Raw genomic sequence first — 26087 nt, 5'->3', positions numbered from 1 at the left:
GCACGGCGGGGGAGAGGAACCGGTTCCTCAGCGCGGTGGCACGGTACAGGACCCGGTCGAAAAGTGGCGTGGAAATCTTAGGACTCCTTGGCGCCGGCGGGGGTTCCGGCGTCGTGCTGGGAAGGAACGGAGGAGGGGCGGCGGCCCATCAGGAAAAGCTCGCGCACGGACCACACAAACAACACCACCAGCATCAGGTTGCGCAGCGTCAGCACGGCGGCCATGACGGGGTTGTTGTGGGAGAGGGCGTCGTAAAAGAGGGGGTAGACCACAAAGGTCAGCACGCCGATGGCGATCAGCAGGGTGGCAGGCACGCGCCAGGCCCGCCAGCTGTGCGCCAGTCCCACGGCCACGGCGGGGGAAAGCCACACCATGAACTGCGGCGAACCAACCTTGTTGAACACCACAAACGCGGTGACCAGCGCCAGGGCGCCCAGGAGCAGCAGCTCGGTGCGGTCCGCGCCGCCGTTGCGCTTGCCCGTGTGCAGCGCCCAGAAGATCAGCCCGGCCACCAGCAGCGCGGCGGCGATGAGCAGCGGCTGCATCAGCACGCTCATCACCTCGGTGCCGGGGCCGTCCACCTGCATGGAGTTGATGTCCTGGTTCATGTACATGCGCGCCCCACCCAGCCCCAGCACGCTCATCCACAGCCACGGCGTGGTGAAGGTGGCCTCGAGCTGCATGCCGCGGTCGCCCTGCTGGAGCAGGAAGTTCAGCAGCTTGGGCAGGGCGTGCATGGAGAGCGCCAGGGCAACGACCAGCGCGGTGGCGAGCACGCCGGCGAGCACCACGCGCACCCGCCGCCGGACCACGGTGAAAAGCGCCAGTACGACGGCGGCCGGCCAGACCTTCATCCACGTCGCCAAACTCAGGATGCACGAGGTCAGGAACGGCTGGGCCACGCCGATGGACAGGGCTATCAGCACCACCGGCGCCGTGAACCCGTCCACGCGGGCAAAACCGAGCCAGCCGAGCAGCGCGGTGAACCCCAGCCACCACAGTGCGGCCGGAATGGCGCTGCGCCGGCGGCCCCAGCTCGTGAGCTTGGCCACGGCCAGGAAGTTCAGCGCGCTGATCATCAGCACCCACAGGAACAGGAACGGCGCATTGCCAAACACGTGCGCCACGGCCATGGGGAGCAGCGCCAGGATGGGGTACACCCAGGGGCTGGGGCCGGTGATGCGGCTTTCGTCAAAGCCGGTGGCGGCCCAGGTGCGGTAGATGAAGGTGTCGCTGAACGCCTCGCCGCGCAGGGAAAGCACCGCGGCAAAGATCAGGAAAAAGAGGTGGACGGCGCCGAAAACGCTCCACAGCCCCAGGGGTGTTTTCAACCAGGCCTGGGCAGGTGCCGGCAGGATGCGGTCCCGGAAGCGGGAGAGCGCGGCGAAGAATGAGTCCGTGGAGATGGTTGGGTCCTTCTCAAGCGTGGTTGGGTGGAGCGTGGTTGGGTAGACTGCCAAGATAAGGTGCCCCTCGGCCCCTATCATGTTAGCGCAGCCCGTGTTCCCTCCACTGGTTCGCCCGCGGGCTCGGGGCGGTATAAGCGTGCGAAGGATGTGCCCGCCAGCGATTGTTCAGGAGTGAGTATTTGACCAGCCGGGAAGTTGCCGAGCGCGAGACGAGGAGTCCGGGGCCAGTGAAGGAGCCGGTGGGCAGCTGGACAGTCCGGTCGGCGGTGTGGCAGGGCTTTGCCGGTTCGCTCATGCTGCTGCTGGGTTCCTTTGGCGTCGGCTGGATGGCGACCAGCGTGTCCCCCCTGATCCGCACGCCGCTGTTTATCCTGGCCAGGACCACCCCCGAGGCCGTCATCACGTGCACCGTGCTGCTGTGCATCGGCGCGCTGCTGATGCTTCGCGCGTGGCTGCGGCTGTCCCAGCACTTGGCGGGCTGGGATCCGTCCTGCCGGCCGCTGCTGCTCAAGGCGCTGGCCCTCTGGACCGCCCCCATGATGCTGGCCCTGCCGCTCTTCAGCCGCGACTCCTACGCCTATATCGGCCAGGGGCGCCTGATGCAGCAGGGCCTGGACCCGTACACCAACGGTATTTCCGCGTTGAGCAACTACTACAACCTGGGTCCGGACGTGCTCTGGACGGAGGCTCCCACCCCCTACGGCCCGGTGTGGCTGTGGCTGGAGCAGGCCGCCGTCGGGCTGGCCGGCGGCAGCCCGGAACTGGCGCTGGTCCCGTTCCGGCTGGCGAGCCTGCTCGGCATCGTGCTCCTCGCCATCTACGTGCCCCGGCTGGCCGAGCGGCACGGCTTTAACCCGGACCGCGCCCTGTGGCTGGTGGTCCTGAATCCGGTCCTGCTCATCAACTTCATCGGCAGCGTCCACAACGACTCGCTCATGCTGGGCTTGGTCGTGGCGGGTGTCTATTACGCGTCGGCCAGGCATCCGGTGTGGGGCATTGTGCTGGTCACCCTGTCGATTGCGATCAAGCCCATCACGCTCATCGCCCTGCCGTTCGTGGGCCTGCTGTGGGCCGGATCCCGGTCGGGCTGGCTGCGCAAGTTTGGCTTGTGGGCCGCCACCTTGGCCATCTCCATGGGAATCATGGCCGCCATGGGCCTGGTCAACGGGCTCGGCTTCGGCTGGCTGGCGGCATTGCAGACCCCGGGCACCGTGTGGATCTGGTACGCGCCGGTGGGCATGTTTTCGCACGTGGCCGGCTTCCTGGTGGGGCTGGTGGGGGGCGCCGGGGCGGTGGTGACCGGAGTCATTCAGGCCATCGGCCAGGGCGCGTCGATCCTCATCGTGGTGCTGCTGGCACTGGCCAAGGTGCGTACGACGCCGGATGCAGGCCCGGGCGGCGGCCCCTCCGAGGGCGTCCGGTACAGCCAGGCGGTGCTGCGCCGCATGGCCTGGGCGTTTGCCGCCGTGGTGCTCCTGGCCCCGATGATCCAGCCCTGGTATATGTTGTGGCTGCTGGCGTTGTTCGCGGTCACCGGCATCCGGGACGGCTGGACGCTGCGGGCGGTGTTCTACCTCTCCATGTTCTTCACCCTGATCGCGCTGACGGACCAGCTGAGTGTGTTCCAGTGGATTCCCGTGGTGGCCGTGCGCAGCGTGGCCATCGGGGTAGGCGTGCTCGGTGCGCTGTGGCTCATGCTGGCGGACAGGAAGACGCGCAGGCTCTTCCGCCCCTCGAGGGCTGCAGCGGATGTGGCCCGGGACCCGAGCACGTGACACGTTCTCCGCGCGCGGTCCGCTAACCGAGGTGCTTGAGTGCCTCGCGGCGTGAGAGCGGGCTGAGTCCGCCGGAGTAGCGGTCCACAAAGTCCAGCACCCAGGCCGGGTCGCTCCGTGCGTGTTGGCGCAGCGCCCAGCCGATCGCCTTGCGGATGAAAAACTCCCGGTCTGCCAGGTTGGCGGCGAGGACGTCGTGCAGCAGCACGGTGTCTGTTGCGGACTTGGCCGGGAGCTGGACGATGATGGCCGCCCGCCGGAACCAGAAATTCGCGTGGCGGCTCCACTCACGCAGCAGCGGATCCATCGTGGCCGGATGCGCCAGGAGCAGTTCGCACAGGCGCGGCGCCACGGAATCCACGTAATCCCACCACTGTCCCTCGGCAATGACGGCCGTGTAGAAAGGCAGCAGTCCAAGCTCTCCGCGGGCCAGCCGCGTATCCGTCACCATGATCGCCGCGTAGCGTTCCTCGCGGAATTCGGCCCCGCCCCACAACTGGGCCGCCGTGGAATGCAGCTGCTCTACGTCCGCAAAGGGATGTTCCTTCGCCAGGGCCCGCACGGTCCGGCGCACCCCGGGGGAGCGCACGCCCAGATACGGCAGGGCGGACTTCATGTAGGCGGCCATGCCCTCTGCCCTCCCCGGTTCCGCGATCCGCTCCAGGGCCGGGCGCAGGGAGGCGAGGAAGACAGCGTTGGGGGCAGCGGCGTCGTACTTCATGTCCACAGCGTAGCGGCGGCGGGCGGGCGCCCAAGTAATGTGGGTTCCACAACTGCGGGAAAGGGGCTCGATGAGCCAGATCAAGTCGGTCGAGGAGATCGCGGCCATGCGCGAGGCCGGGCGGGTGGTGGCACAGGCGCTGGCGGCTGTGAAGGCGCACGCGGAGGTGGGCACGGCACTCACGGAGCTCGACGACGTGGCCGCCACGGTGTTTTCCGGCGCCGGCGCCGTGCCCGCGTTCCTGGGCTACCATCCGCGCTGGGCACCCGTGCCGTACCCGGGCGTGATCTGCGCCAGCGTGAACGACGCCATTGTCCACGGCATCGCCAACGGCCTGCGCCTGGCTGATGGCGACGTGGTCAGCATCGACGCCGGCGCCTTCCTGGACGGCTGGTGCGCGGACTCCGCCATCAGCTTCACCGTCGGCACGCCGCGGCCCGAGGACGTGGCCCTCATCGAGGCCACGGAGGCGGCCCTGGCGCGCGGCATCGCGGCGGCCCGGCCCGGCAACACCATCGGTGACATCAGCCACGCCATCGGCCGGGACGCCCGCCGCGCAGGTTACGGAATCCTGGCCGGCCACGGCGGCCACGGCATCGGCCGCGCCATGCACGAGGAACCGCACGTGCCCAACGACGGGCTCCCCGGCCGCGGCATCAAGCTGGCCGAGGGCCTGGTCATCGCGATCGAGCCAATGCTGATCCTGGGCGGCCGCGATGAATACACGCACGACGCCGACGGCTGGACCCTGCGGACACCGAGCGGACGGCGGGCGGCGCATGCCGAGCACACCGTGGCCGTCACGGCCGAGGGGCCGCTTGTCCTGACGCTGCCGTAAATTCCGCGGGCCGGCGAAGTCGGGATCCCGGTGAGCGCACACGTCTGGCGGGTGTCCACCGCCGGGACTGGCGGAATGAGCGGGCCTGCTGAAACCTGCCGCCGCGGCGGCCATCGCGCGCTACTGTTGGACTGATATGGAGTTCTTTCCCGAGTTGACGGCCGCAACGCTCGCAGCCCGGCTGCGCGACGCCGGCTGCGTCTATGCCGAGGATGAGGCTGAAATTCTCCTCGAAGCGGCTCGCAGCGCGCAGGAATTGGACACCATGGTGCAGCGCCGCGTCGAGGGCCTGCCGCTGGAGCACATCGTGGGCTGGGCGGCATTTCACGGCCTGCGGATGAAGGTGGCCCCAGGGGTTTTTGTGCCGCGCCTCCGCACCGAATTTCTGGTCGTGCAGGCCGCCCAGATCCTCCGCCGTCTCCAGCACACAACGGGACGCGGGTTGAACGCCGTCGCGCTTGACCTGTGTTGTGGCAGTGGGGCGATCGCTGCGGCGCTCGGCGTCGAATTTCCGGGGTTGGAAATCCATGCGGCGGACATCGACCAGGCGGCCGTGGAATGCGCGGCGGAAAACCTGGCACACCTTTCCGGTGCCGCCTACTGCGGGGACCTGTTTGCGCCGCTGCCCCCGGACCTGCACGGCCGGATCGGCATCATCACCGCCAATGCGCCGTACGTCCCCACTCAGGACATTGCCTTCATGCCGCAGGAAGCACGGTTCTTTGAACCGGATGCCGCCCTGAACGGCGGTGACGACGGGCTGGACATCCAGCGGCGCATCGCGGCCGATGCCCCGGAGTGGCTGAGTCCAGGCGGGCACCTGATCATGGAAACCAGCCCCACCCAGGCGGCGGAGTCGGTCAGGATCCTGGAACGCAGCGGCTTCCGGGCCTCCAGCGTGCATTCGGAGGTGCTCGATGGAACGGCGGTGGTCGGCCTGTTCAGCGGGGAGATCAGAAGCTAACCTCGTCAGAGGCAACCATGCCTCGAACGACGGAGCCATTCATGAGCCTGCACAAGCACCACGCCCGACCTGACGAGACGGTACTGGACCCTGCCTTCGACGGGGGAGTGGGGGCGATTCCCAAGCACCGGCTGCCGCGCACCACGCAGGACGCGGCGGCTGCCCTGCGGTTTGTCCAGGACGAACTCATGCTCGACGGCAATGCACGGCAGAACCTTGCCACCTTTGTCACCACCTGGATGGAGCCGGAGGCCGCGACGCTGATCCAGGAGTCGTTGGAAAAGAACATCATCGACAAGGATGAATACCCGCAGTCGGCCGAGATTGAGCGCCGCTGCGTCAACATCCTGGCCAACCTGTGGAACGCGCCGCCGCCCACCGGGGGCACGGACGCCGTCGGATGTTCCACCACGGGTTCCTCGGAGGCCGCCATGCTCGCCGGCCTGGCCCTGAAGTGGCGGTGGCGGGCGCGCAGGAAGGCCGAGGGAAAGGACGCCACCAAACCCAACCTCGTGATGGGCGCGAACGTGCAGGTGTGCTGGGAAAAGTTCGCCCGCTACTGGGACGTGGAGGCACGGCTGATCCCGCTCGACGGCGCCACCCACCTGACCGCCGCACAGGCGGTCGCGGCCTGCGACGAAAACACGATCGGCGTCGTCGCCGTTCTTGGCTCCACCTTTGACGGCTCCTACGAGCCGGTGGCACAGATCGCCGCCGCCCTTGACCGGCTGGCACTGGACACGGGGCTGGACGTGCCGGTCCATGTCGATGCCGCGTCCGGCGGGTTCATTGCGCCCTTCCTAGACCCCGAGGTGCCGTGGGACTTCCGGCTGGACCGGGTCAGGTCCATCAACTCCTCCGGGCACAAATACGGGCTCGTCTATCCCGGCGTGGGCTGGGTTCTCTGGCGCAGCACGGATGACCTTCCCTCGGACCTGATCTTCAGCGTCGACTACCTGGGCGGCTCCATGCCGACGTTCGCGCTGAACTTTTCCCGCCCCGCCGCCCAGGTGATCGCGCAATATTACGTTCTGGTGCGCTACGGTTTCGAGGGATACCGGCGCATCCAGCAGCGTTCGCGGGACATCGCCCGGTACATTGCCGGCGGCGTGGAGAAGCTGGGCGTGTTCACACTCCTCAGCCGCGGCGAGGAACTGCCGGTGCTTGCCTTTTCGTTGACGACGCCGGATACCTACTCCGTCTACGACCTTTCCCACGAGTTGCGCAGCTTTGGGTGGATCGTGCCCGCCTATCCCATGCCGGAAGGAATGGCCGGCGTCGACGTGCTGCGCGTGGTGGTGCGCAATGGGTTGACGTTTGACCTGGCGGAGGCCTTCCTGGCTGACCTGGCCAGGTCTGTGGAACGGCTGTCGGGGCTGGCGCCGGCGCGCATCGCGTTCCACCACTGATACGAAAATAGGGTGGGTTAGGCCGCCTGGGTGAGTGTCACCTCGTATCCAAGCTGCTTGAGTGCCCTGAGGGCGTGTTGGCGGGTCCTGTCGTTGTTGGCCTGGTCGTATCGGCGCGGGTGTGGTTCTTCGTAGGCGACGCCGTTGGCGAGCATGTTCCAGATGTCCGTGATGAGTGTGTGTCCGGTGGCGACGATGGCGCGGGGCTTGCCGCGGCGGTTGGCGATTCTTTTGTAGCGTGTGGGCAGGAAGCCGCCCTTTTGCTTGGCGATGTTCAGCGCGGCCTGCCCGAGGGCGGCCTTGAGGTACTTGTCGCCCTTGCTGGTCGCGGCGGGCTTGTGGCGGCCGGCGGATTCGTTGTTGCCGGGCGCGACGCCGGCCCAGGAAGCGAGTTGGGCCGAGGTGGGAAACGCGGCCATGTTCCCGCCTGTTTCGGCGATGATGACTTGGGCGATGGTGGTCTTCACGCCCGGGATCGTGGAGAGCAGTTCGATGTCGGTGCGAAAGGGCGCAAACGCCTCGGTGATCTGCGCATCGAGGGCGGCCAGGCGTGCCTGCTGGGCGTTCAGCTCGTCCAGGTGGAAGGCGACCATGAACGCGTCGTGTGCGGTGAAGCGGATCCCGGTGAGGGCCTGCTCCAGCTCGTCGGTCTTGTTCTTCAGCCGGCCCTTGGCCAGGGCGGCCAGCGCCTTCGGGTCGCGTTCACCGCCGGCCAGGGCGCGCAGGATCAGCGTGGAGGTCACCCCGTCCAGGTCCGAGACCACGGAGGAGAGCTTGCTTCCGGTGCTTTCCAGGTACTTCTCCAGCCGCTGCAGTTCACTGGCGCGCCCGAAGGTGATCGTGCTGCGGGCCCGGGTCAAATCCCGCAACACCCGGATTGGCGGGGGTGGCACGAACGAAGGTGCGAGCATCCCCCACGAGGCGGTCTTCGCCAGCCAGTGGGCATCGGAAACGTCCGTCTTGCGCCCTGGCAGGTTCCGTGCCTGGCGGGCGTTGACCAGCTGCACCGGGACGGTGTCCTCGAGCAGGTAGAAGTACGGCTTCCAATAATCGCTGGTGGACTCCATCACGACCAACTCCAGCTGCGCTTCTTCCAGGAACGCCTTCAGCTTCATGATCTCCGGCACCGTCGCACCCCAGGTCGTGACCTCGGAATGGTACCGGTTGCGCTGGGTCGAGGGCACCCTCACGCAAACCTTCACATCACTCTTGGACACATCCATGCCCGCCACACGGCGGTACACCACATCATTCGGATCCTTGGTTCCCATCACAATCCCTCCAACGGTACAGACATGCTGCGCCCCGGCACGGGGTGCGTGCCCGTGAAGGGGAGGGCGGGATAAAACTAAGGAAACTGATACGCGTGCTCGAAGCAACAATCCACGGTGCCCATGGAAGCCCTCCGCGCCAAGCTAGTCCACAAGCTCAAGGCATCATAGTCGCACCGGCGTCGACGATCACAGACACCACCATCATCACCCCGGCAACACCGCCGGGCAAGGGCACACGGCGCCACGGAAGCGCACACACGGCGCCACGGAAGCGCACACATTTTCGGCACCCACTGGCGCGGCGAAGCCGCCCATTTGCTAGGCCGGGAATATGGGGCAGCGGCCCTGCGGGACACGGCCCGCGCCGAACCGCTGAGGAACTCATGAAAGGCCTTGACGGACGGCCGACGCGGGCTTAACGTTTAATAATCAACCAAGAGGTTGATAAACAAAATGATTGATCATAGGCAGCGGCATATGCAGGACACGGACGTTGAGCACCGGCTGGACAGGGCCTTTCTGGCGCTGGCCGATCCCGTCCGCCGGAGGCTGGTGGCGCGTCTGTCGCGCAGCTCGGCCACGGTGAACGAGCTCGCGGAACCGTTCACGATGAGCAAACAGGCCATCTCCAAGCACATCCAGGTGCTGGAAAAGGCCGGGTTGATCACTCGGACGCGGGATGGCCAGCGCCGCCCGTGCCATCTGGCTCCGGCGGCCCTCGAGGAATTGACCTCCTGGATTGACGGCTACCGGCTGGTTGCGGAAGCGCGCTTTCGGGCGCTGGACCACGTCCTGGCGAGCATGAAAGCTGCCGACAGTCACGACTCTGTTTGAAAGAAGTTGGGAAAGATGACAACAAACAACGCCCTCGTCGTCTCGGCCGAGCCCGGCGTGCCCTTCGTGGACAGTGTCCGCGAGGTGAACGCGCCGGTGGCAGACGTGTTCCGCGCGTACACCGACCCGGAGCTCGTGGCCCAGTGGCTCGGACCGCGGGCAATGGTCATGGACATCAGTTCCTGGGATGCGCGCATTGGCGGCACCTGGGCGTACACGCACACCGACCCGGACGGCAACGTCTACGGATTCCGTGGGGTCTTCCACGACGTTTCCCCCAACCAGGGCATCGTCCAGACCTTCGAATACGACGGTTTCCCCGGCCACGTGAGCCTGGACCGGGTGGCCTTTGAGGACCTGGGTGGGCGGACGCGGATCGTCAATCACACCGCGTTCCAATCCCAGGAGGACCGTGACGGCATGATGGGCTCCGGTATGGAGGGCGGCATGGCCGAAGGATATGATCGCCTGGAGGAACTGCTGGCCAAGAAGTAGCGGGAAGCAGTCGGCCGGGTTGCCGGCCGAACCTGAAGCCCCGATCCAGCTACGCCTTCCCGGACACCGCCTGGGCCAGTCGCGCCAGCCCCTTGTCAAAGTCGCGGCCCACCATCTTGTCCATATTCATGAAGAGCATGAACAACTTGTTGATGCCCCTGCTTTCACCGGACATGGTCCAAGTGACCCGGGTGCCGGCCCCTACGGGCGCGAAGTTAAAGGTGATCTGGTTGACGGACCTCATCGGCCGTGTGAACTCGAGCCGGATGGTAATTTCGGCGGCCGTCGCGCCGGTCAACTCCATGGTGCCGGCGCCGGCCCTGCCGTTGCCCTTCCAGGCATACTTCGCTCCCACGCCGGTGACAGGACCGTCATAGCTGCGTTGCATGGTGGGGTCGATGGTCTCCCACGGCGACCACTTGGTCCACTCGCGGAAGCTCTCAACGAGCGGATAAATCGCTGTGACGGGCGCGGGGATGACGGCGCTGCGTTCAACCGTGAAAGTCGACATGCGCTCATCATATAGTCGAGACCGGCACCGTGGCCGCCGGGTGGCCTGTTCACGGATCCGACGTTCGACGCCGGAGCCCCTACGTGTCCCTGTCCGGCCCCTCCGCGGCGTCCTGGGAGTGCATCCGGATTTCGGCCATCTCCGTGCCGTCGGTTCCCTCGGCGGCGACCTCGCTGTGTTCCCGGGACGGGCCTGCATCGCCTGCCGGCGTGGTTCCGCGGGTGAATGCTGGTGTTTGTGCCATGGCTGTACCTTTCCCTCCACCGCCCGGCGACTTCGGGCCAGGCGGGCTTGCTTCCATTGTCCGCCCGGACCCCCGGCTTTGCCACGCGGCCGCCGGCGCGGCCTGGCCAGGCGGAAGCCCGGAGGCTACCGTTTCCTTCCCTCAAGGGGCAGGATGGTTGCATGAATACATCGCCCGCCGCGCCGGGCGGCATGAGCGGCAACCACCAGGGGCCGGAACAACGCCACCCCTGGCGGCGTTTCGTGGCCCTCGGGGATTCGTTGACTGAGGGCGTGGGAGACCCGGATCCGGGCAGCCCCAACGGCTTCCGTGGCTGGGCGGACAGGGTGGCGGAAGAGCTCAGCGCCGGGGCCACCGGTTTCTCCTACGCCAACCTGGCCGTGCGCGGGCTTCAGCTGCGCGAGGTCATCGACACGGAAGTGCCCAGGGCCTTGGCGCTCCACCCGGACCTGGTCTCCATTCAGGGAGGCGGCAACGACCTCCTGCACGCAGGCGCCGACCCGGACAAGCTTGCCGACGCGCTGGAACGGGCCGTCAGGGAACTGCGCGCGCTCGACGCCACGGTGGTGGTGTTTGTGGGCCCTGATTCCGGCCGGTCGACCATCATGGGCCAGTTCCGGACCAAAATCGCCATCTTCAACGAAAACGTGCGCGGCCTCTGTGAACGCAACGACGCGCTGGTGGCGGACTTGTGGGCCATGACCGAGCTTGCGGACGCGCGCATGTGGAGTCCTGACAGGTTGCATCCTTCGGCGATGGGGCACCACGCCGTGGCTGCGATGGTGCTCACCACGCTTAACGTGCCCCACACGCTGGCCCCGCTCAGCCCCAAGCCGCTGCCGGTCCGCGGCTGGCGCCAGGCGAGGGTGGGGGACCTTGTCTGGGCGCGCGAATATTTCATGCCGTGGGTCCTTGAAGGAATCAAGAACCGTTCCCACAGCAACGGATTTCAGGCCAAGCAGCCCTGGCCGGGCCCCGTCAACTTCGGCAGGGCAGTTCCGCCGCCAGCGGACGACAGCGCGGAGCCGGGTTCCTGACTGGGGCAGAATGGAACCATGGAAAACCTCGTGGCGCGCTGGCGGCGGGAGCTGCGAGGGACCTTCAGCGCCAACTCGCCCACCATCCCGCAATGGGAGCTGGACCTGGAAAAGGGCGACGACGGAGGGTACTTCGCGCCGGACGCGGCGGCCTGGGCGGTCCATGGTTCCATGACGCCGGTCGTTGCCGGCATCCACTCCCTTCTGGTTCAGTCCCTCCACCCCGGCGCCATGGCCGGCGTCCACGACCACTCCGACTATGCGTCCGATCCGCTGTCCCGCCTGGCCGGCACCATCCGCTGGATCTTCACCGTCACATTCGGCGACACCGCTGCGGCGCAGGCGGCATCCACCAAGGTGCTGCGCATCCACACACACATTGCCGGGCGGTACACGGCAAACTCAGGGGAGGAAATCGACTACACGGCGAACGATCCGGACCTGCTGTCCTGGGTTCACCTGGCCTTCACCGAAGCGTTTCTCGCCACGCACCTGGCACTGGGACGGACCCTTCCCGGCGGTCCGGACGCGTACGTGGCTGACTGGGCCGTTGCCGGACGCCTCATGGGCGTGCCGGACCCGCCATTGACCGTGAGGCAACTGCACACGCAACTGGAGGGCTTCCGCGCGGAACTGCGCTGCGACCAACGTGTGCGGGACACGGTGCAATTCCTCAAGCACCCACCGCTGCCGCGTTCGCAGCAGCTCGGCTACAAGGTATTGTTCGCAGCGGCCGTGTCCACGCTTGATCCGCACTACCGCGAGCTGCTGGGCCTATACGCTCCGCGCCTGGGCGCGGTGCCGCTCCCGGTGAGGTGGGCAGCGAAGGCGGTGCTCGGCGTCGTACATCTAGGGCTGGGGAAAGCCGGTCCGAGCGAGCAGGCGGCCAGGGCGCGGCGGCGCCGGCTGGGCCTTGACGGGGTGCTCGGCGGGTAGCGTGGCCGGCGGTGCTGCTCGCGGCTACATGGAGTCGAGCTGGTGCACGGTGCGCGAGAGGTAGATGTGGTTATCGTCCACCCTGTCAATGGCATTCAAGGGTGCGAACCGGCTGCCGGACCACACGCCGTGGCCTGCGATCTTGATGAAGCCGGCGCGGAACAAGCGCGCGGACATCTCCTTGGGGACGCGGGGCGTGGCACCGAAAATGGCCGTAAGGATGAGGTTGATGGCGTCCTGGGTGGAAACGCTTGCCGCCTCCTCAAAGTCGGCGATCTTCTTATTGGCCGGCTCCACATGGCTCACCCGGCCAACGGTGCGCCCCTCCGAGTCAATAACTGTCATGCCCTTGACGACGCGGTCGTAAGTGATCATTTCGACATCCTCCTTGAACCCCTACTTTGAACTATATATCGGCACCGTCAAAAGAATCTGTAAACTTCGTGCCAATCTTCCCACGACGGGAACAGGCGTTCACCGGGCATGTGGGGGCCATCGCGAGGTTCCTCACGCCTCACAGCAGACACACAATTGGCGTGCAGGAACACTTCAGGGCTGTCCTATTTACTGAGGTCGTCAATGGGCCTGCGCGCGTTAAGGAGCTGTTTGTGAACCAAGAAGCATTCAACGGTCGAGGGGTGGATCCACAGGCCGGCGGGCATCCGCCAGCTGAAGGATATCCCTACGGTGCTGCCGGGCATCCGCAGGACGCGGACCATCCGCCGGCGGAGGCGCCCTACCGGAGCCCGCATTATGCGCCGGACAGGCGGCAAGCCGGAATGGGGCAAGCCGGAATGGGGCAAGCCGGAATGGGGTCAGCCCGGTTCGGGCGGGGCAGTTCCGAGAATCGGCCGGGATCGGACAGGCCGTCGCGGTCGCCTTTCAAGCGGCGCTGGTGGAGCATTCCGAAGGTGGTGGTTGCCGGCGTCATTGCCGTCCTGCTGGCCGGGGCCGGCGGGGGTGCCATCGGCTACGGCGTGGGCCAAGCCAGCGCACCCCACCGTGGTGCCGGCCTCTACGGACGCCACCACGGCAGCTTCGGTCCGGGCGGTGGCGCCGGATCGCAGGTGCCCGGCCAGTCCCAGTACGGCTCGGGCAACAGCGCCAACCCGTAGCCAAGGTATGCACCTCCTGCGCGGCAGTGCCTTCCACTGTTCGGCAGGAGGCCGCACGGCTAGGCTTGACCTGGGCCCCGCCCCCCGGCGGGCCACAGCGGCGAGGGAGAAGAACATGTTGGCAAGCAGCAGGGCGTTCAGCGGATTCTCGGTGGACAGCACCGAGTCAGTGCGCGACTTCTACGCCGGCACCCTGGGCCTGGAGGTGAGCGAGGCCAATGGAATGTTGACGCTGCACCTGGCCGGCGGCGGGACAGTCATCGTGTACCCCAAGGGCCGGGCCCACCAGCCGGCGTCGTTCACCGTGCTGAACTTCCCCGTTCCGGAGATCGAGGCCGTGGTGGACTCCCTGTCCGCCGCCGGCGTCGTCTTTGAACACTATGAGGGTTCGCCCATGCAGACCGACGAGAAGGGCATCTTCCGTGGTGGCGGCCCGCTCATCGCGTGGTTCAAGGACCCCGCCGGCAACATTTTCAGCGTCATCCAGGACTGACCGAGTTCAGGCGAGCCCCAGCTCCACCAAGCTTTCGGCCGTGGCAACCAGCGCCTCCTCGTTCGAACGCGGCTCCCAGCCCAGCGTCGCCCGGGCCTTCGCATTGGAAAGATGCTTGACCTTGCCCAGACGCGGCACCACGTCCTCTGCCAGCTGCCTGTTGAACCACCCGCCGATCCGCGCCACCACGTCCGGCATGACCCGCGTGGGCACCTTCGCGGCAGCGGTGCCGATCCGGGCGTGCAGGACCCCCGCCATCTCCGGCAGGCTCATGGCGTCTCCGGCCGAAGCCAAAAAACGCTGCCCCGCGGCAGCCGGACTGGTCATGGCCAGGACGTGCAACGCGGCGACGTCGCGCACGTCGACCACGCCCGTGGACACCTTGGGCACCGCGGGAAGAGCCCCCGACATGAACCGCTGCACGATTTCAATGGAGCTGGACAGTTTCGGCCCCAGCACCGGCCCGAAGATGCCCACGGGATTGACCACCGCCAGTTCCATGCCGCCCGCCCCGGCGATAAAATCCCACGCCGCGCGTTCGGTCAGCGTCTTTGACTTCACATAGGGGCTGACGTTCGCCTCAGGATCGGTCCAGTCCTCCTCCGTATATGGCCGGTCCAGAACGGGGCGGCCGTAACCGATCGCCGCGAACGACGACGTCAGCACCACCCGCCGTACGCCTGCCTCCCGCGCTGCCTTGAGCGCGCGGAGGGCGCCGTCGCGGGCCGGGACGATGAGCTCGTCCGGGTTCCGGGGCTGGACGCTGGGGAACGGGGAGGCCGTGTGGAGCACAAAGGCGACGTCCTCCATGGCGGCCGCCCAGCCGGCGTCGTCAGTCAGGTTGGCGGCCGCAAAGGCGACCCGCGCCTCCGGGCCCACGCCGGCGCGGCGCAGGAGTGCCACGACGTCAGGTTCACGGTCCGGGGACCTGACGGTGGTGCGCACGCGGTAGCCGTCGTGGAGGAGCTGCGCAATGCAGTGGGCGCCGAGGAATCCCGATCCGCCCGTGACCAAAACCAGTTCGCCGCCCATGCCAGCCGCCCCTCTTCCCGTCCCAGCTCCATTCTGCGCGCCCCGGACCCGGAACGCACGGGCGGACCCGGAGGCGTGGTGATCTCGAACTTCGACGGGGTGATTGGTGGTGATCTCGAACTTCGACGGGGTGATCGGTGGTGATCTCGAACCTCGACGGACGGGGCTAGGCGAAGGCGCTCTGGCCCGTGATGTCGCGGCCGATCAGCAGGGTCTGGACGCTTTCCGTGCCCTCGTAGGTGTGGATCGACTCGATGTCCAGCAGGTGGCGGATCACATGGTTTTCCAGCAGGATCCCGTTCCCGCCGAGCATGTCGCGGGCAGTGGAGGCGATCTGCCGGGCCTTGCGGGTGTTGTTGTACTTGGCCATGGACGCCTGCGGGGGCCGCAGCGCGCCGGCCGCCTCCAGCGTGGCGGCCTGCACGCACATGAGCTGCATGCCGGTGAGTTCCGCGAGCATCTGGGTGAGCCGCTCCTGCACGAGCTGGAACTTTGCCAGCGGCTTGCCGAACTGGATGCGCTGGTTGGCGTAGCTCAGCGCAGCCTCGTAGACCGCCGTCGCATGCCCCAGCGCCGACCACGCCACTCCCAGCCGGGTCGCCACCAGCACCTTGGAGGTGTCCTTGAAGGTGTGGCTTCCGGGCAGCACGTTCGACGCCGGAATCCTCACCTCGTTCAGGGTGATGCGGGCCTGGAAGATGGCCCGCAGCGACGCCTTGCCCGTGATGGTCTCCGCCTCGTAGCCCGGCGTGTCCTGCTCGACGAGGAAGCCGCGTACTCCGCCGCTCTCCGACCCGACTGATTCCGACCCGCCGGTTTCCGACCCGCCGCCGAGGACCCTGGCCCACACCACGGTCACACCGCCCACGGAGCCGTTGCCGATCCACTTCTTCTCGCCGTTAAGAACCCATTCATCCCCGTCCAGCCGGGCCGTGGTGGTCAGTCCGACGGAGTCGGAGCCGTGGTCCGGCTCGGTCAGGGCAAACGCACCGTACTCTTCGCCGCGGGCCAGCGGCCCCAGCCAGCGTTCCTTTTGTTCCGCGGAGCCGAAGTAGGCAATGGACCGCAGCGCGAGGCCGCCCTGCACGGCGATGACAGTGCCCAGCGAGCCGTCGATTCGCGACACCTCCATGTTCACCAGTCCGGCCGCCATGGGCGACATGCGCTCCAGCCCGGGCACATCGATGCCGTCGGCCAGCAGGTTCAACTCTCCCATCCGCTTGACCAGGTGCAGCGGGTAGTCCGCCCGGTCCCAGTAGTCGTTCATCTGCGGCAGGGCCTCGGCGCTCAGGCTGCGGGCACGGTCCCACACTTTCCGGTCCTCGGGGGCCAGCTGCGCAAAGGCGGCAAAGTAGTCGGTGTCGAGCGGCAGGCTGACGTCGTAGTCGGGCATGGTGCATCCTTGGCTGGCAGGGTCTTCGTCTGCCGCCAGTCTGTCGTGAAACTGAGTGTCACGTCAAATGAAACTAGGTTTCACGGAGGGGTGTCCAGCATCCGCTGCACCGCGGCCATGACCTCCGAGCGCGCGGCCGAGCGGGGGAACACGGCAACCACGACGTCTTCCTGCCGACCGTCCGGGGAAGGCTCCGCCGGGCCGCCGAAGACACCGAAAAGCCGTCGGACGTCGTCGAGCGCGTCGCGCATCTGCGCCCGTGTCACGGGACGGGCGCCGCGCATGAACTCGCGCAGGAGGTAGTTGTGGGTGGCGATGACGGCGGCGGCGAAGCGGACCGATTCCAGGGGGTCCAGCGCGGGCAGGGTGTAGCGCAGGTGTGCCTCGAAGAGCTTTTCGTAGCGAAACACCGTGACCAGTTCCTTGTCGCGCAGGGCCGGGTGGGCGTTGACCACGGCGTAGCGAAGCTCTGCGAGCCCGTCGTCGGCAGCGAAGTGGTCAAAGACCAGCCCGGCTGCCTCGCAAACGGCCAGCCACGGGTCGTCGTGCGGCCGGGCCAGCAGTTCGCGGGCCTGGTCCAACAGGGCGGTGTGGTCGGCGAAGACCACGTCCTCCTTGGATCCGAACTGCCGGAAGAAAGTGCTGCGTGAGATGCCGGCCGCGGCGGCGATCTGGTCGACGCTGGTCGCGTCAAAGCCCTGTTCGGCAAACAACTCCAGGGCGGAACGGGCCACCGCCAGCCTGAACGGGGCGGGCCCGGCACTGCCGCGGGATGTTGGTTGGTCCATGCCCTACACCTTAGCGCGCAGTGGCCCGCCGGAAGCGGCCCTTGACAGCGGCCCGCGCGCGTAGACACCATGGCATCACCCGTTGCACCCGTTGTGGAGGAGCCAGTCATGGAACAGGATCCCAGTGCCGCCGGACTGCCAGCACCCACACCGGACCAGCTGGCGGCGATGCGACCGTATGTGGTGGAACTGCAGGACGGAAAATTCGCCACCACGGCGCAGCTGAACACCACGCCGGCGGACGTGGACGCCATATTCTCCACCCACCTTCCGGCCTTCGCGGAGGCCCGCGGCGGGGGACCGGTTCCCGTCGTCCTGTGGGCCCATGGCGGGCTCGTGGACGAACGCCTGGCACTGTCCGAGGCGCTGCGGGACATTCCGTGGTGGTTGGCCAACGGGGTCTACCCCATCCACTTTGTCTGGCACACCGGTCTCTGGGAAACGCTGGGTGACCTGCTGGCGCAGCACTACGGGGAACTGGCTGCGGCAGGGGCGGTTCCGGGCCCTGGGCGGGGCCCGCTGCCCGGAGTCCAGGACGCCGCGCTGACCGATTTCACCGACGGAGTCATCGAGGACCTGCTGCGGTGTGTCGGTGGACCGGAGGTCTGGGGCGCCATGAAGGACAACGCTCGGCTTGCGTCGGAGCCTGGCGGCGGGGCCGCCTATATGGCCGGCGCGCTCCGGGCGTATCTGGGGGCACATCCGGGATCGGCGGCCCTCCACGCGGTCGGATTCAGTGCGGGGGCGAACTTCCAGCGCCACTTTGTGCCCGCCGTCGCACGGGCCGGCGGTGCCGCCTTCGACACGTGCAGCCTGCTGGTGCCGGCCCTGAGCACGGAATCCTTCAAGGACGGCCTGGCGCCGCTGCTGGGCACGGGCATCAAGTCGCTGGCGCTCTTCGGGATGCATCAGGAGCTGGCGCTCTCGGACAACTACCTGGGGATTTACCACAAGTCACTGTTGTACCTGATCCGCGGGGGCTTGGACTCAGCGCCGGGGACGCCCCTGCTGGGCCTGCAGCAGTGCATCAGCGGGGACCCCGTGCTGGCGGCGCTGTTCAAGGTGGCGCCCGCCACCGGGGTGGCCGAGGCCGTATGGTCCGTGAGCGCCACAGGGCCCCTGGATGCACGCAGCGCAGCCACCACCCACACCGCGTTCAACGACGACGTCCCCACCATGGACAGCGTGGCCCGCCGGGTCCTGGGCCGGGACCGGATCGTTTCCTTCGGGACCACGGCGCACGCCGGCCTCATTAAGGCGCTCGCCGGAGGGGCGATCTGATGCTGACGGGCCCTTGTCGCCGTCCACCCGCGTGCGGGGGCGGGCAGGCTCCCGCTCGGCGCCGCGGCGCGGCTAGAAGCCAGCGCTCGGCGCCGCGGCGCGGCTAGAAGCCGGGCAGCCTGGGCTTGGCCGCCAACAACTCGGAGGCGTCAAGCGGCGCGTCCTCGAGGATAAGGTTTTCCACGGGCGGCTCGCCCATGGCGACGAGGAGCTCGTTGATCGAGATTTGGCCCTCGATCACTTCGGGAATTTCGCAGTCCATCCACCCAGCTTAAGGTTGCCCGCGGCGCCGCGGCGGCTGGACACGCCCGCACCGGAAGGTGCCGGGCTTGCGGGCGCCGGGACAGCTGGACGTGCTGCGCGCGCCGGGTGGCAACCGGGGGCGCGGACCGCCGTGGCCGGCATTCCGGGTGAGGGGTCCGTCGTCGAACGGCTGGGGAGGGAAGTGCCCCGCGTGGGACACCGAACGGCCCGGCGGATCAGGCATGATGGGTCCATGCCGTCCGCTGTGCCAGGGCCGGCAGCAAGTCCAGCGCGAACCACGCCCAGCCCGACCCGACCCTAGAAGGACCGCGATGCCGAACCCTGCCCCTCCCGCCAACCGTTCCGATGTCCTGAACCTGGACGCCCTCCTGACCGCGGACGAGGTGGCACTGCGGGAGAAGGTGCGGGCGTTTGTGGAGGCCCGGATCCGTCCGAATATTGCAGCGTGGTACGAGGACGCCGTCTTCCCGGCCGACATTGTGCCGGAACTGGGCGCACTCGGCCTGCTCGGCATGCACCTGTCGGGTTACGGCTGCCCCGGCCGCTCCGCCGTCGAATACGGGCTGGCCGCGATGGAGCTGGAGGCCGGGGACTCCGGGCTGCGCACCTTTGTCTCGGTGCAGGGGTCGCTCGCCATGAGCGCCATCCACAAGTGGGGGAGCGAGGAGCAGAAAAACAAGTACCTGCCCGGCATGGCGAAGGGTGAGATCATCGGCTGCTTCGGCCTCACGGAGGCCACGGCGGGCTCGGACCCGTCGTCCATGGCCACTTTTGCCCGCCGTGAGGGCGGTGGCTGGGTGCTCAACGGCGCCAAGCGGTGGATCGGCCTGGCCTCGATTGCCCAGATTGCGGTGATCTGGGCGATGACCGACGACGGCGTCCGCGGCTTCCTGGTGCCCACCGACACTCCCGGCTTCAGCGCCACCGTGATTGAGCCGAAGCTGTCCATGCGCGCCTCCATCCAATGCGAGCTGGCGTTCGACGGCGTCCGGCTGCCGGCGGATGCCGTCCTCCCCGGCGCGAAGGGCCTGCGCGGGCCGTTCTCCTGCCTCAACGAGGCCCGCTACGGCATCATTTGGGGTGCCATGGGCGCTGCCCGGGACAGCTACGAGGCCGCGCTGAAGCATTCCCTGGAGCGGCTGCAGTTCGACAAGCCCTTGGCTGCCTACCAGATCACGCAGCAGAAGCTCGTGGACATGCTGCTGGAGATCCAGAAGGGCACATTGCTGGCGATCCACACAGGCCGGATGAAGGACGCCGGCACGCTGGAGCCCGTGCAGATTTCCGTGGGCAAGCTGAACAACTGCCGGGAGGCCATCCAGATCTGCCGCGACGCCCGGACGATCCTGGGCGGCAATGGCATCACCTTGGAGCATTCCCCACTGCGCCATGCCAACAACCTGGAGTCGGTGCGCACCTACGAGGGGACTGACGAGGTCCACACCCTCCTGCTGGGCAGCCACATCACCGGCATCCCCGCTTTCCGCTGACCGGGCCCATGGCCGCCGGGCGGGGACGCGAAATGGCGGGACGCGTCAGTCCGTGAAGCTGACGTCGTCCGTCGTCGTGACCGCAGCTGTGCGTCCCGGCGCGTCCTGATACTGCCAATAGAGATTTGTATGCGCAATGACCGCTTCCGGCGGAGGGGCACCCCAAGAACTCTGGTCCTCGGTGGTGTGGGCATCGCCCACCAGCGTGACGTCATAGCCGCGCGTAAAGGCGCCGTGGATGGTGGAGCGGATGCAGGCGTCCGTCTGGGCGCCGGCGACCACCAGGCGTCCCACGCCGGCCCTGGCCAGGACCGCCTCGAGGTCGGTCGCTTCGAAGGAATCCCCAAAAGTTTTGTGCACCAACGGTTCCGGTTCGCGGCGGACCAGTTCGGGGACATACTTCCAGGCCTCGCTGCCTTCCTCCAGTTGTTCGTCGGAATGCTGGACCCAGACGACGGGCGTTCCAGCCTCGCGTGCCTTCTCGACCAGGGCTCCGATGTTGGCGACGACGGCGTCTCGCCCGTAGGCTCCGTCCACCACGCCGTTCTGGACGTCGATGACGACGAGGGCTGTGTTGGGCCGGTCCGAAAGTGTTGTCATGATGGCTCTCCCTTGCTCGCGAGGTGAGGTTTTGTTCCACGTCCCAGCCTAGTACTACAGTCGCGTTTGTGGGGTGTGGCCGCGGGCTTTGTAGTGGAATTGTTGGGCGTGGTATTGGTGTCGCCGTCGCCAGAGTGAGCAGCGGATTACGTGGTGTGGGTCCGGTTCCCGGTGCCAGATGATGCGGGTGATGAGGTGCCTGATTTCGGGCAGGGAGAGTCTTACCAGGTGCTCGGCGCCTGGCTGCGGGCCCCCTTTTTAGAGCGGATGACGCTCAGGAAGGCGTGGGCGAACATGGAGAGCGTGATGTGCCGGTACCAGCCGGTGTATTGGCGCACCTGGTAGTGGTCCAGGCCCGTTTCGCCCTTGGAGGTTTGGAAGGTTTCCTCGATGGCCCAGCGGGCCCCGGCGACCCGGGCCAACTCGGCCAGGGTGACGCGCTCGGGCGTAAAGCAGATGAAGTAGGCCAGGCCCGTGGGATCCTTGAGGGAGCGGCGGGCCAGCAGCCAGTGCTCGCCGGTTTCGGCGGGGCCGTTGATGCGGATCCTGGCCCAGGAATACAGCCGGTCGCCCTTGGTCCCGGCGCCGGCGGTGCGGGTGCGCCAGGCGCGCCTGTCCAGGGCGGCGAAGAGCTCATCGGCCCGGCCCTCCCCGCCCACCGAGCCACGGGCCCGGGCGATGGCGCGCTGGTTCATGGGCACGGCCATGACATAGTGCAGGCCCCGGTCTTCCAGACGGCGGCGCAGCCCGGCGTGCTGTCCGTAGACCGCGTCCCCGGTAAGCCATTCGGCCTCGATCCCGGCATCCAGGGCGCGTTCGATCATGTCGGCGGCCAGCACGGGCTTGGTCGCCATCACCCGGCCTTCCGGGATGCCGGCGCGCTTGCACCGGGCAGCGTCATCCATCCATGCCTTGGGCAGGTAGAGTTCCCGGTCCAGGAACGTCCGGCCCGCCGGTGTCGCATAGGACAGGAACACCCCGAGCTGGCAGTTCTCCACCCGCCCCGCGGTGCCCGAGTACTGGCGGGCCACCCCTGCCGATGCGGTCCCCTTCTTCAGGAAACCGGTCTCGTCGATCGCCAGGATCCCCTTCGGGTCCCCCAGATGCTTTTTCACGTAACCGACCAAGGCGTCCCGGACCTTGTCCGGGTCCCAGTCCGTGGTCGAGAGCAGACGCTGCATCCCATCCGGCGTGCCTTGTCCGGCACGTTCGGACAGGGTCCAGGAGTTCTTCCGCTCCTCATCCGACAGCAGGCCGCGGATGTAGCTGACGGCGTTGTTCCGCGGCTCCGTCCGGGCGAACTCACCCCCGATCAGCTCCCGGATTTCCTCCAGGCCATCAGCCCATTCCTGTATCTCTGCCACCCAAATATCATCGCCCACCCACCATGATTAACAGGATTCCGGGCCAAAGTCCGATTAAACCGCCGACACGGCCAGAAAATAAACGCGACTGTAGTACTAGGCAGATCCACCTGGAGGCACCACAGACCACGGGCCTGAATTCGTCCGGCCCGGGGCGCGTCAGAGCTGGGAGAGCAGGCCGTCGAGGGGCGCCGGCACGTAGTCCAGGTCCAGTCCGTCGACAAGGTAGCGGCCATAGCTGATCTTGCGGCCGCTGTGCGTGCCCATGAAGCGCCGCAGCTGGCGCTCCACGGCCCGCTCCCGCTGGGCCGGCTGGTTCTGGAACAGACGAAATGACCGCAGGTCGCCGCGGGCGTCGACAATCCGCGCGACGGCGTCCGCGCCGAGGGCGCGGGTCAGCTCGTCCTCGAGGTCCGCGACGCAAACGAAAAAACCGTGGCACCGCAGCTCGGTGCGGTTGGCGCAGGGTCCTGGGCCCGCCCGCACCAGGCCGCGCATGAAGTAGCGTTCGTCGCCCGTGTCACAGAGGCCGGCCACGCCAAGGCCGAGCCCGGCGGGTCCCAGCAGTTCCAAATGCCTGGCAATGATCGTCGCACCTCCCATGGGCACCGTGGCGACGCCTTCGTCGGCGAACGCGAGGCCTTCATCGCGCGCGTTCGCCTGCCTCCCTGGACGTCCTTGACGACTGGCGGGCGGCATGTGTGAACTGCCCCTGCCGGAGTTTTCCAGAGTTGACCCGCACGGACCCGACCCTCCGCCCGGCGGTTCCTGCTGCTCGGAAAACGCGCGGCACGGCGTGTCTATGACGTGGACTTCACCGTCCAAAAGTCGTTGGCCAGCGACGTGCTCAGGAGGTAGGCGTAAGGCATGGTGGCGTAGCCCGCCTTCCCCCAGCCTTCACCCCAGGAGTTGCGGATGGTGAATCGCTGGTCGGCGTCGTCGTAGCCGACCGCCACCACGCAGTGCCCGCCCAGGACCGCCTCGCCCGCTGCGGGCATCGGGACGGTGCCGGTCTTGGCCACCTCATCGCTTTCAAAACTGTCGTAGACGGTGAAGCCAAACACGACGGGATAGCCGGAGGCCAGGCACCCCTTGAGCTGGCTGAGCGTCTGGCCGACACGTGAATACACGATGGCGCGCTGGCTCTTCGCCGCCTTGTAGCAGGCGGCCGTGGGCTTGGCGGCGAACTTGGCGATGTCATAGGGCCACAGGGATTCGTCGCAGACGCCTGTCTTGGCAACCGACTTGATGCCGTCGCGGATCTGTGCGCCGGAGTCGGACTTCACCGTTCCCTCGATGACGCGCTCGTTGTAGTAGATGAACAGGCGCGACGGCGCGGACGTGTCCGCCAGACCCTCTTTGAGGGCGTCAAACTGGAGCACACCGGCCACGCCGTTGCCGGTACAGGAGCCCAGCTGCCCCTGGTCGTAGACCGGTGGGCACTGGGGTGTGAGGTCGACGGCGGGCGGCAGGCTTGCCTGCACGGCCGCCGTCGCCGCGAAATGAAAATCGCGCTGGTCGGGCAGGTCCGGGACCCATCCGTACCGGGCGTTGGTTCTGGCCATGATCGTGGTTCCTCCTTCACCGCCATGCCGCGGCCACTCGGGCCCCCAAACGACATGGTTGAAATTGACAATCCTCCGGGCCGGGTGGCGTGTCAAGAATTGATTTAGCGTGCATTTTTCATGAGGCACGCGATGTCCGCTTCGGGCGTCCGGACCCGGACATGCTGGAGGTGCACGCGCTCCTCGCCGCCGGGGCGAAAGGGCACTAGCGTAAGTCTGGACAGCCCAAGCGAAGCACGAAAACGGCAGGGAGATGCGGCATGGACAACAACCAGGTGCACCACAGGATCGAGGAACTGGTCAAGGAGGAACAGGAACTGCGGGACTCCGCCCCGGACCAGGCGAAACTGCCCGCAAGGGCTGCCCAGTTGCGGGCCATTGAGGTCCAGCTGGACCAGTGCTGGGACCTGCTGCGCCAGCGCCAGGCGAGGATGCGCGCCGGTGAAAACCCCAACGACGCCCAGCTGCGCCCGGCCGACGAAGTTGAAGGGTACCGGCAATAGCCGCCGTCGACTTTCTGTCCGGCGCGCCCGTCAGGCCCAACCTCGACGTCGACTGGATCCACGGCAGCCGGCGCCGGGCCGCAGCCGGCGAGCCGCTGATCCAGGTCCACCGGCACGACGACCACAGCTTCATCCTGCGCCAAAGCAAGGCGACCAGCTTCGAGGCGCCGTTCCTTTACCTGCTGTTCGGCAACAGCCGGGCCTTGCTGCTGGACACCGGTGCCACCGCCGATCCGGCGCAGTTCCCGCTTCGCGCAACGATGGACTCGATCATGACCGGCTGGCTCGCCGCGCATCCCACGCCCGGCTACGGGCTGCTGGTTGCCCACACCCACGGACACGGCGACCACATCGCCGGGGACGGCCAGTTCGCGGACCGGCCGGACACCGAGTTGGTCGGCGCGGGCGTGGCGGCCGTGCGGGCTTTCTTTGGGTTCGACGACGACGGCGGGCCTGTGCGCGTCGACCTGGGCGGCCGGGTGCTCGAAGCCATCCACACGCCCGGCCACCAGGACGCGGCCATCACCGTGTTCGATCCGTGGACCGGCTGGCTGCTGACGGGGGACACCATCTGCCGCGGCCGGCTCTACGTCGAAGACATGACGGCCTTTACGGCAAGCCTGGACCGGATGGTGGCCGTGGCCCGTGCGCGGCGGGTCGGCTCCGTTCTGGGCTCCCACATCGAGATGACCGCCCGCCGCGGCCGTGACTATCCCGCGGGCACCTTGTACCAGCCGGACGAACCGCCGGTTCACATGTCTGTGGATCAGCTCGCCGAGGTGTGCGCTGCCGCGCATGCCGTGGCGTCCCGCCCCGGTGCGCATGTCTTTGACGATTTCATCATCTTCAACGGACCCTGTAGGGCCGCGTTCAGGCGACAGCGCCTGCGCCGCCTCGCCAACAGGATGCGGGGCCTCTGAGTCCTTCAGGCGGCATGTGCCGCGCCTCGGATGCGTTTGGCGGCTCGATCTTCCTGCGGGTCGCCGACGCCGGCCCGTCAGTGCGCTTCCCGGGCCACCTTCTCAAGCTGGCTGCGGTATGCCTCCCACGAGCTTTCGTCCTGGGCGGGCAGGTTCTCATTGCCCCGGCGCAGGCCGACCGTTCCGTCAATGAGCTCGCGGACAATGTCCGCGTGGCCCGCGTGCCGGTGCGATTCAGCGATCATGTGGACAAGGATCTGGTGCAGGGTGACCTCCTGGCGCCCGGGTGTCCACCACGGCACCTTACCGGCGGCGCCCAGCGGCAGTGCTCCGATCGTGGCGTCGGCGTGTTCGCAGGCCTGGCGATACAGGCCCGTGATGAACTCGCGCGATTCACCGGGTGCGGCCCACATGTCGGCATTGTCGTCGTCGTCCGCCCGAGGCCGGACGATGTCCGGCGTACGGCCAAACACGTCGCCGAAATAGTCCAGCTCGCAGCCGGCCAGGTGCTTGACCAGCCCAAGCAGGTTGGTACCGGTGGGGGTGAGCGGGCGGCGGATCTCGTATTCGTCCAGCCCGTCCAACTTCCACAGGATGGCCTCGCGGGCGGCGTCGAGGTAGCGGTGCAACACTGTTTTCATGTCAGAGTCAGCCATTTGGGCATCCTACCGCCACCGGTTGCCGAGCTTGTCAGGGCGGGGCGTCAGAGCCGGGGTCAGGGCCGGGGTGCGCGACGGGCGCGCCACATTACGCAGGCACTTTACGCGGGGGATCCCGCACCGGTCCGGCGCAAGTGCGCGGTCAGTTCACTCAGGCGCGGGATTCCACGAGC

General features: G+C 67.5%; 29 protein-coding genes. 14 read left to right on the top strand and 15 right to left on the bottom strand.

The window, feature by feature from the left end; translation table 11 throughout:
- Window positions 1-77: 77 nt before the first annotated feature.
- Entirely contained in the window at window positions 78-1406 is a 1329-nt protein-coding gene (locus DMB86_RS14450; protein WP_227878767.1) for a glycosyltransferase 87 family protein, read from the bottom strand.
- Between the two features lie 242 nt (window positions 1407-1648).
- Between DMB86_RS14450 and mptB the strand changes: the two genes are divergently transcribed.
- Complete coding sequence (gene mptB / locus DMB86_RS14445; protein ID WP_227878399.1) at window positions 1649-3184, top strand: polyprenol phosphomannose-dependent alpha 1,6 mannosyltransferase MptB; 1536 nt, start codon at window positions 1649-1651, stop codon at window positions 3182-3184.
- Between the two features lie 22 nt (window positions 3185-3206).
- Here the strand turns inward: mptB and DMB86_RS14440 are convergent, their stop codons facing one another.
- Complete coding sequence (locus tag DMB86_RS14440) at window positions 3207-3905, bottom strand: DNA alkylation repair protein (RefSeq protein ID WP_113718424.1); 699 nt, start codon at window positions 3903-3905, stop codon at window positions 3207-3209.
- A gap of 70 nt (window positions 3906-3975) precedes the next feature.
- Between DMB86_RS14440 and map the strand changes: the two genes are divergently transcribed.
- The 3 genes from map to DMB86_RS14425 all read left to right on the top strand — a co-directional run bounded on the left by map (window position 3976) and on the right by DMB86_RS14425 (window position 7116).
- The gene (gene map, locus DMB86_RS14435) at window positions 3976-4743 is read left to right on the top strand and encodes a type I methionyl aminopeptidase (protein ID WP_113718423.1); all 768 of its coding nucleotides are present in this window, start codon (window positions 3976-3978) and stop codon (window positions 4741-4743) included.
- Between the two features lie 136 nt (window positions 4744-4879).
- Window positions 4880-5707, top strand: coding sequence for a putative protein N(5)-glutamine methyltransferase (locus DMB86_RS14430; RefSeq protein ID WP_113718422.1), 828 nt, complete (start codon window positions 4880-4882; stop codon window positions 5705-5707).
- Window positions 5708-5748: 41 nt separating this feature from the next.
- Window positions 5749-7116, top strand: coding sequence for a glutamate decarboxylase (locus DMB86_RS14425; protein WP_113718421.1), 1368 nt, complete (start codon window positions 5749-5751; stop codon window positions 7114-7116).
- Between the two features lie 17 nt (window positions 7117-7133).
- Here DMB86_RS14425 and DMB86_RS14420 read toward each other — a convergent pair whose 3' ends face one another.
- On the bottom strand, window positions 7134-8387 hold the full coding sequence (locus tag DMB86_RS14420; RefSeq protein ID WP_113717488.1) for an IS110 family RNA-guided transposase: 1254 nt from the start codon (window positions 8385-8387) through the stop codon (window positions 7134-7136).
- A gap of 480 nt (window positions 8388-8867) precedes the next feature.
- Between DMB86_RS14420 and DMB86_RS14415 the strand changes: the two genes are divergently transcribed.
- Together DMB86_RS14415 and DMB86_RS14410 are read left to right on the top strand one after the other, a co-directional pair.
- Entirely contained in the window at window positions 8868-9224 is a 357-nt protein-coding gene (locus DMB86_RS14415; protein WP_113718420.1) for an ArsR/SmtB family transcription factor, read from the top strand.
- A 15-nt stretch (window positions 9225-9239) separates the two neighbouring features.
- Window positions 9240-9719, top strand: coding sequence for an SRPBCC family protein (locus DMB86_RS14410; RefSeq protein WP_113718419.1), 480 nt, complete (start codon window positions 9240-9242; stop codon window positions 9717-9719).
- A gap of 49 nt (window positions 9720-9768) precedes the next feature.
- Here the strand turns inward: DMB86_RS14410 and DMB86_RS14405 are convergent, their stop codons facing one another.
- Window positions 9769-10230: an SRPBCC family protein gene (locus tag DMB86_RS14405; RefSeq protein WP_113718418.1), complete on the bottom strand. Its 462-nt coding sequence runs from the start codon at window positions 10228-10230 to the stop codon at window positions 9769-9771.
- Window positions 10231-10309: 79 nt separating this feature from the next.
- The gene (locus DMB86_RS20650; protein WP_171814509.1) at window positions 10310-10474 is read right to left on the bottom strand and encodes a hypothetical protein; all 165 of its coding nucleotides are present in this window, start codon (window positions 10472-10474) and stop codon (window positions 10310-10312) included.
- Between the two features lie 161 nt (window positions 10475-10635).
- Between DMB86_RS20650 and DMB86_RS14400 the strand changes: the two genes are divergently transcribed.
- Window positions 10636-11511: an SGNH/GDSL hydrolase family protein gene (locus DMB86_RS14400; protein ID WP_227878398.1), complete on the top strand. Its 876-nt coding sequence runs from the start codon at window positions 10636-10638 to the stop codon at window positions 11509-11511.
- A gap of 18 nt (window positions 11512-11529) precedes the next feature.
- On the top strand, window positions 11530-12447 hold the full coding sequence (locus tag DMB86_RS14395) for an oxygenase MpaB family protein (RefSeq protein WP_113718417.1): 918 nt from the start codon (window positions 11530-11532) through the stop codon (window positions 12445-12447).
- Between the two features lie 24 nt (window positions 12448-12471).
- Here DMB86_RS14395 and DMB86_RS14390 read toward each other — a convergent pair whose 3' ends face one another.
- Window positions 12472-12822, bottom strand: coding sequence for a hypothetical protein (locus tag DMB86_RS14390; protein WP_113718416.1), 351 nt, complete (start codon window positions 12820-12822; stop codon window positions 12472-12474).
- Between the two features lie 233 nt (window positions 12823-13055).
- Between DMB86_RS14390 and DMB86_RS20645 the strand changes: the two genes are divergently transcribed.
- Window positions 13056-13562, top strand: a complete 507-nt coding sequence (locus tag DMB86_RS20645; protein ID WP_171814508.1) for a hypothetical protein — start codon at window positions 13056-13058, stop codon at window positions 13560-13562.
- Window positions 13563-13677: 115 nt separating this feature from the next.
- On the top strand, window positions 13678-14055 hold the full coding sequence (locus tag DMB86_RS14380; RefSeq protein ID WP_113718414.1) for a VOC family protein: 378 nt from the start codon (window positions 13678-13680) through the stop codon (window positions 14053-14055).
- A gap of 6 nt (window positions 14056-14061) precedes the next feature.
- Here the strand turns inward: DMB86_RS14380 and DMB86_RS14375 are convergent, their stop codons facing one another.
- The 3 genes from DMB86_RS14375 to DMB86_RS14365 form a co-directional block, all read right to left on the bottom strand.
- The gene (locus tag DMB86_RS14375; RefSeq protein WP_113718413.1) at window positions 14062-15087 is read right to left on the bottom strand and encodes an SDR family oxidoreductase; all 1026 of its coding nucleotides are present in this window, start codon (window positions 15085-15087) and stop codon (window positions 14062-14064) included.
- Window positions 15088-15253: 166 nt separating this feature from the next.
- A complete protein-coding gene (locus DMB86_RS14370) occupies window positions 15254-16480 on the bottom strand; it encodes an acyl-CoA dehydrogenase family protein (RefSeq protein ID WP_113718412.1) in 1227 nt (408 codons plus the stop codon).
- Between the two features lie 80 nt (window positions 16481-16560).
- Window positions 16561-17268 (bottom strand): TetR family transcriptional regulator, encoded by a 708-nt coding sequence (locus DMB86_RS14365; RefSeq protein WP_113718411.1) that lies wholly within the window; start codon window positions 17266-17268, stop codon window positions 16561-16563.
- A gap of 108 nt (window positions 17269-17376) precedes the next feature.
- On the opposite strand from DMB86_RS14365, the gene DMB86_RS14360 reads away from it, so the two are divergent.
- The gene (locus tag DMB86_RS14360) at window positions 17377-18549 is read left to right on the top strand and encodes a hypothetical protein (protein WP_113718410.1); all 1173 of its coding nucleotides are present in this window, start codon (window positions 17377-17379) and stop codon (window positions 18547-18549) included.
- A 103-nt stretch (window positions 18550-18652) separates the two neighbouring features.
- Here DMB86_RS14360 and DMB86_RS20640 read toward each other — a convergent pair whose 3' ends face one another.
- Window positions 18653-18811 carry a hypothetical protein gene (locus DMB86_RS20640; protein ID WP_171814507.1) on the bottom strand — a complete coding sequence of 53 codons (159 nt, stop codon included), beginning with the start codon at window positions 18809-18811 and terminating at the stop codon, window positions 18653-18655.
- A 313-nt stretch (window positions 18812-19124) separates the two neighbouring features.
- Between DMB86_RS20640 and DMB86_RS14355 the strand changes: the two genes are divergently transcribed.
- Complete coding sequence (locus DMB86_RS14355) at window positions 19125-20303, top strand: acyl-CoA dehydrogenase family protein (protein WP_113718409.1); 1179 nt, start codon at window positions 19125-19127, stop codon at window positions 20301-20303.
- A gap of 45 nt (window positions 20304-20348) precedes the next feature.
- Here DMB86_RS14355 and DMB86_RS14350 read toward each other — a convergent pair whose 3' ends face one another.
- The 4 genes from DMB86_RS14350 to DMB86_RS14335 form a co-directional block, all read right to left on the bottom strand.
- A complete protein-coding gene (locus DMB86_RS14350) occupies window positions 20349-20903 on the bottom strand; it encodes a cysteine hydrolase family protein (RefSeq protein WP_113718408.1) in 555 nt (184 codons plus the stop codon).
- A gap of 221 nt (window positions 20904-21124) precedes the next feature.
- Window positions 21125-22267, bottom strand: coding sequence for an IS701 family transposase (locus DMB86_RS14345; RefSeq protein ID WP_418202279.1), 1143 nt, complete (start codon window positions 22265-22267; stop codon window positions 21125-21127).
- Window positions 22268-22426: 159 nt separating this feature from the next.
- Window positions 22427-22966, bottom strand: a complete 540-nt coding sequence (locus tag DMB86_RS14340) for an ATP-dependent endonuclease (RefSeq protein WP_129545550.1) — start codon at window positions 22964-22966, stop codon at window positions 22427-22429.
- A 101-nt stretch (window positions 22967-23067) separates the two neighbouring features.
- Window positions 23068-23832, bottom strand: coding sequence for a C1 family peptidase (locus DMB86_RS14335; protein ID WP_113718406.1), 765 nt, complete (start codon window positions 23830-23832; stop codon window positions 23068-23070).
- 260 nt (window positions 23833-24092) lie between these two features.
- Here DMB86_RS14335 and DMB86_RS14330 point away from each other — a divergent pair, with 260 nt between their 5' ends.
- Both DMB86_RS14330 and DMB86_RS14325 read left to right on the top strand, forming a co-directional pair.
- Entirely contained in the window at window positions 24093-24335 is a 243-nt protein-coding gene (locus DMB86_RS14330) for a DUF2630 family protein (RefSeq protein ID WP_113718405.1), read from the top strand.
- Window positions 24336-24538: 203 nt separating this feature from the next.
- Window positions 24539-25255 carry an MBL fold metallo-hydrolase gene (locus DMB86_RS14325; RefSeq protein ID WP_236783338.1) on the top strand — a complete coding sequence of 239 codons (717 nt, stop codon included), beginning with the start codon at window positions 24539-24541 and terminating at the stop codon, window positions 25253-25255.
- 77 nt (window positions 25256-25332) lie between these two features.
- On the opposite strand, the gene DMB86_RS14320 is transcribed toward DMB86_RS14325, so the two are convergent.
- Window positions 25333-25911, bottom strand: a complete 579-nt coding sequence (locus DMB86_RS14320; RefSeq protein WP_113718403.1) for a DinB family protein — start codon at window positions 25909-25911, stop codon at window positions 25333-25335.
- Between the last annotated feature and the right edge of the window lie 176 nt (window positions 25912-26087).

The sequence above is a fragment of the Arthrobacter dokdonellae genome (assembly GCF_003268655.1).
GTDB lineage: Bacteria > Actinomycetota > Actinomycetes > Actinomycetales > Micrococcaceae > Specibacter > Specibacter dokdonellae.
This window is presented reverse-complemented; position numbering and strand designations above follow the sequence as displayed.

Coding starts and splice junctions, on each gene's coding strand:
- DMB86_RS14440 (WP_113718424.1), bottom strand. CDS start 3,905: ATGAAGTACGACGCCGCTGCCCCCAACGCTGTCTTCCTCGCCTCCCTG.
- map (WP_113718423.1), top strand. CDS start 3,976: ATGAGCCAGATCAAGTCGGTCGAGGAGATCGCGGCCATGCGCGAGGCC.
- DMB86_RS14430 (WP_113718422.1), top strand. CDS start 4,880: ATGGAGTTCTTTCCCGAGTTGACGGCCGCAACGCTCGCAGCCCGGCTG.
- DMB86_RS14425 (WP_113718421.1), top strand. CDS start 5,749: ATGAGCCTGCACAAGCACCACGCCCGACCTGACGAGACGGTACTGGAC.
- DMB86_RS14420 (WP_113717488.1), bottom strand. CDS start 8,387: ATGGGAACCAAGGATCCGAATGATGTGGTGTACCGCCGTGTGGCGGGC.
- DMB86_RS14415 (WP_113718420.1), top strand. CDS start 8,868: ATGCAGGACACGGACGTTGAGCACCGGCTGGACAGGGCCTTTCTGGCG.
- DMB86_RS14410 (WP_113718419.1), top strand. CDS start 9,240: ATGACAACAAACAACGCCCTCGTCGTCTCGGCCGAGCCCGGCGTGCCC.
- DMB86_RS14405 (WP_113718418.1), bottom strand. CDS start 10,230: ATGTCGACTTTCACGGTTGAACGCAGCGCCGTCATCCCCGCGCCCGTC.
- DMB86_RS20650 (WP_171814509.1), bottom strand. CDS start 10,474: ATGGCACAAACACCAGCATTCACCCGCGGAACCACGCCGGCAGGCGAT.
- DMB86_RS14400 (WP_227878398.1), top strand. CDS start 10,636: ATGAATACATCGCCCGCCGCGCCGGGCGGCATGAGCGGCAACCACCAG.
- DMB86_RS14395 (WP_113718417.1), top strand. CDS start 11,530: ATGGAAAACCTCGTGGCGCGCTGGCGGCGGGAGCTGCGAGGGACCTTC.
- DMB86_RS14390 (WP_113718416.1), bottom strand. CDS start 12,822: ATGATCACTTACGACCGCGTCGTCAAGGGCATGACAGTTATTGACTCG.
- DMB86_RS14380 (WP_113718414.1), top strand. CDS start 13,678: ATGTTGGCAAGCAGCAGGGCGTTCAGCGGATTCTCGGTGGACAGCACC.
- DMB86_RS14375 (WP_113718413.1), bottom strand. CDS start 15,087: ATGGGCGGCGAACTGGTTTTGGTCACGGGCGGATCGGGATTCCTCGGC.
- DMB86_RS14370 (WP_113718412.1), bottom strand. CDS start 16,480: ATGCCCGACTACGACGTCAGCCTGCCGCTCGACACCGACTACTTTGCC.
- DMB86_RS14365 (WP_113718411.1), bottom strand. CDS start 17,268: ATGGACCAACCAACATCCCGCGGCAGTGCCGGGCCCGCCCCGTTCAGG.
- DMB86_RS14360 (WP_113718410.1), top strand. CDS start 17,377: ATGGAACAGGATCCCAGTGCCGCCGGACTGCCAGCACCCACACCGGAC.
- DMB86_RS20640 (WP_171814507.1), bottom strand. CDS start 18,811: ATGGACTGCGAAATTCCCGAAGTGATCGAGGGCCAAATCTCGATCAAC.
- DMB86_RS14355 (WP_113718409.1), top strand. CDS start 19,125: ATGCCGAACCCTGCCCCTCCCGCCAACCGTTCCGATGTCCTGAACCTG.
- DMB86_RS14350 (WP_113718408.1), bottom strand. CDS start 20,903: ATGACAACACTTTCGGACCGGCCCAACACAGCCCTCGTCGTCATCGAC.
- DMB86_RS14340 (WP_129545550.1), bottom strand. CDS start 22,966: ATGCCGCCCGCCAGTCGTCAAGGACGTCCAGGGAGGCAGGCGAACGCG.
- DMB86_RS14335 (WP_113718406.1), bottom strand. CDS start 23,832: ATGGCCAGAACCAACGCCCGGTACGGATGGGTCCCGGACCTGCCCGAC.
- DMB86_RS14330 (WP_113718405.1), top strand. CDS start 24,093: ATGGACAACAACCAGGTGCACCACAGGATCGAGGAACTGGTCAAGGAG.
- DMB86_RS14320 (WP_113718403.1), bottom strand. CDS start 25,911: ATGGCTGACTCTGACATGAAAACAGTGTTGCACCGCTACCTCGACGCC.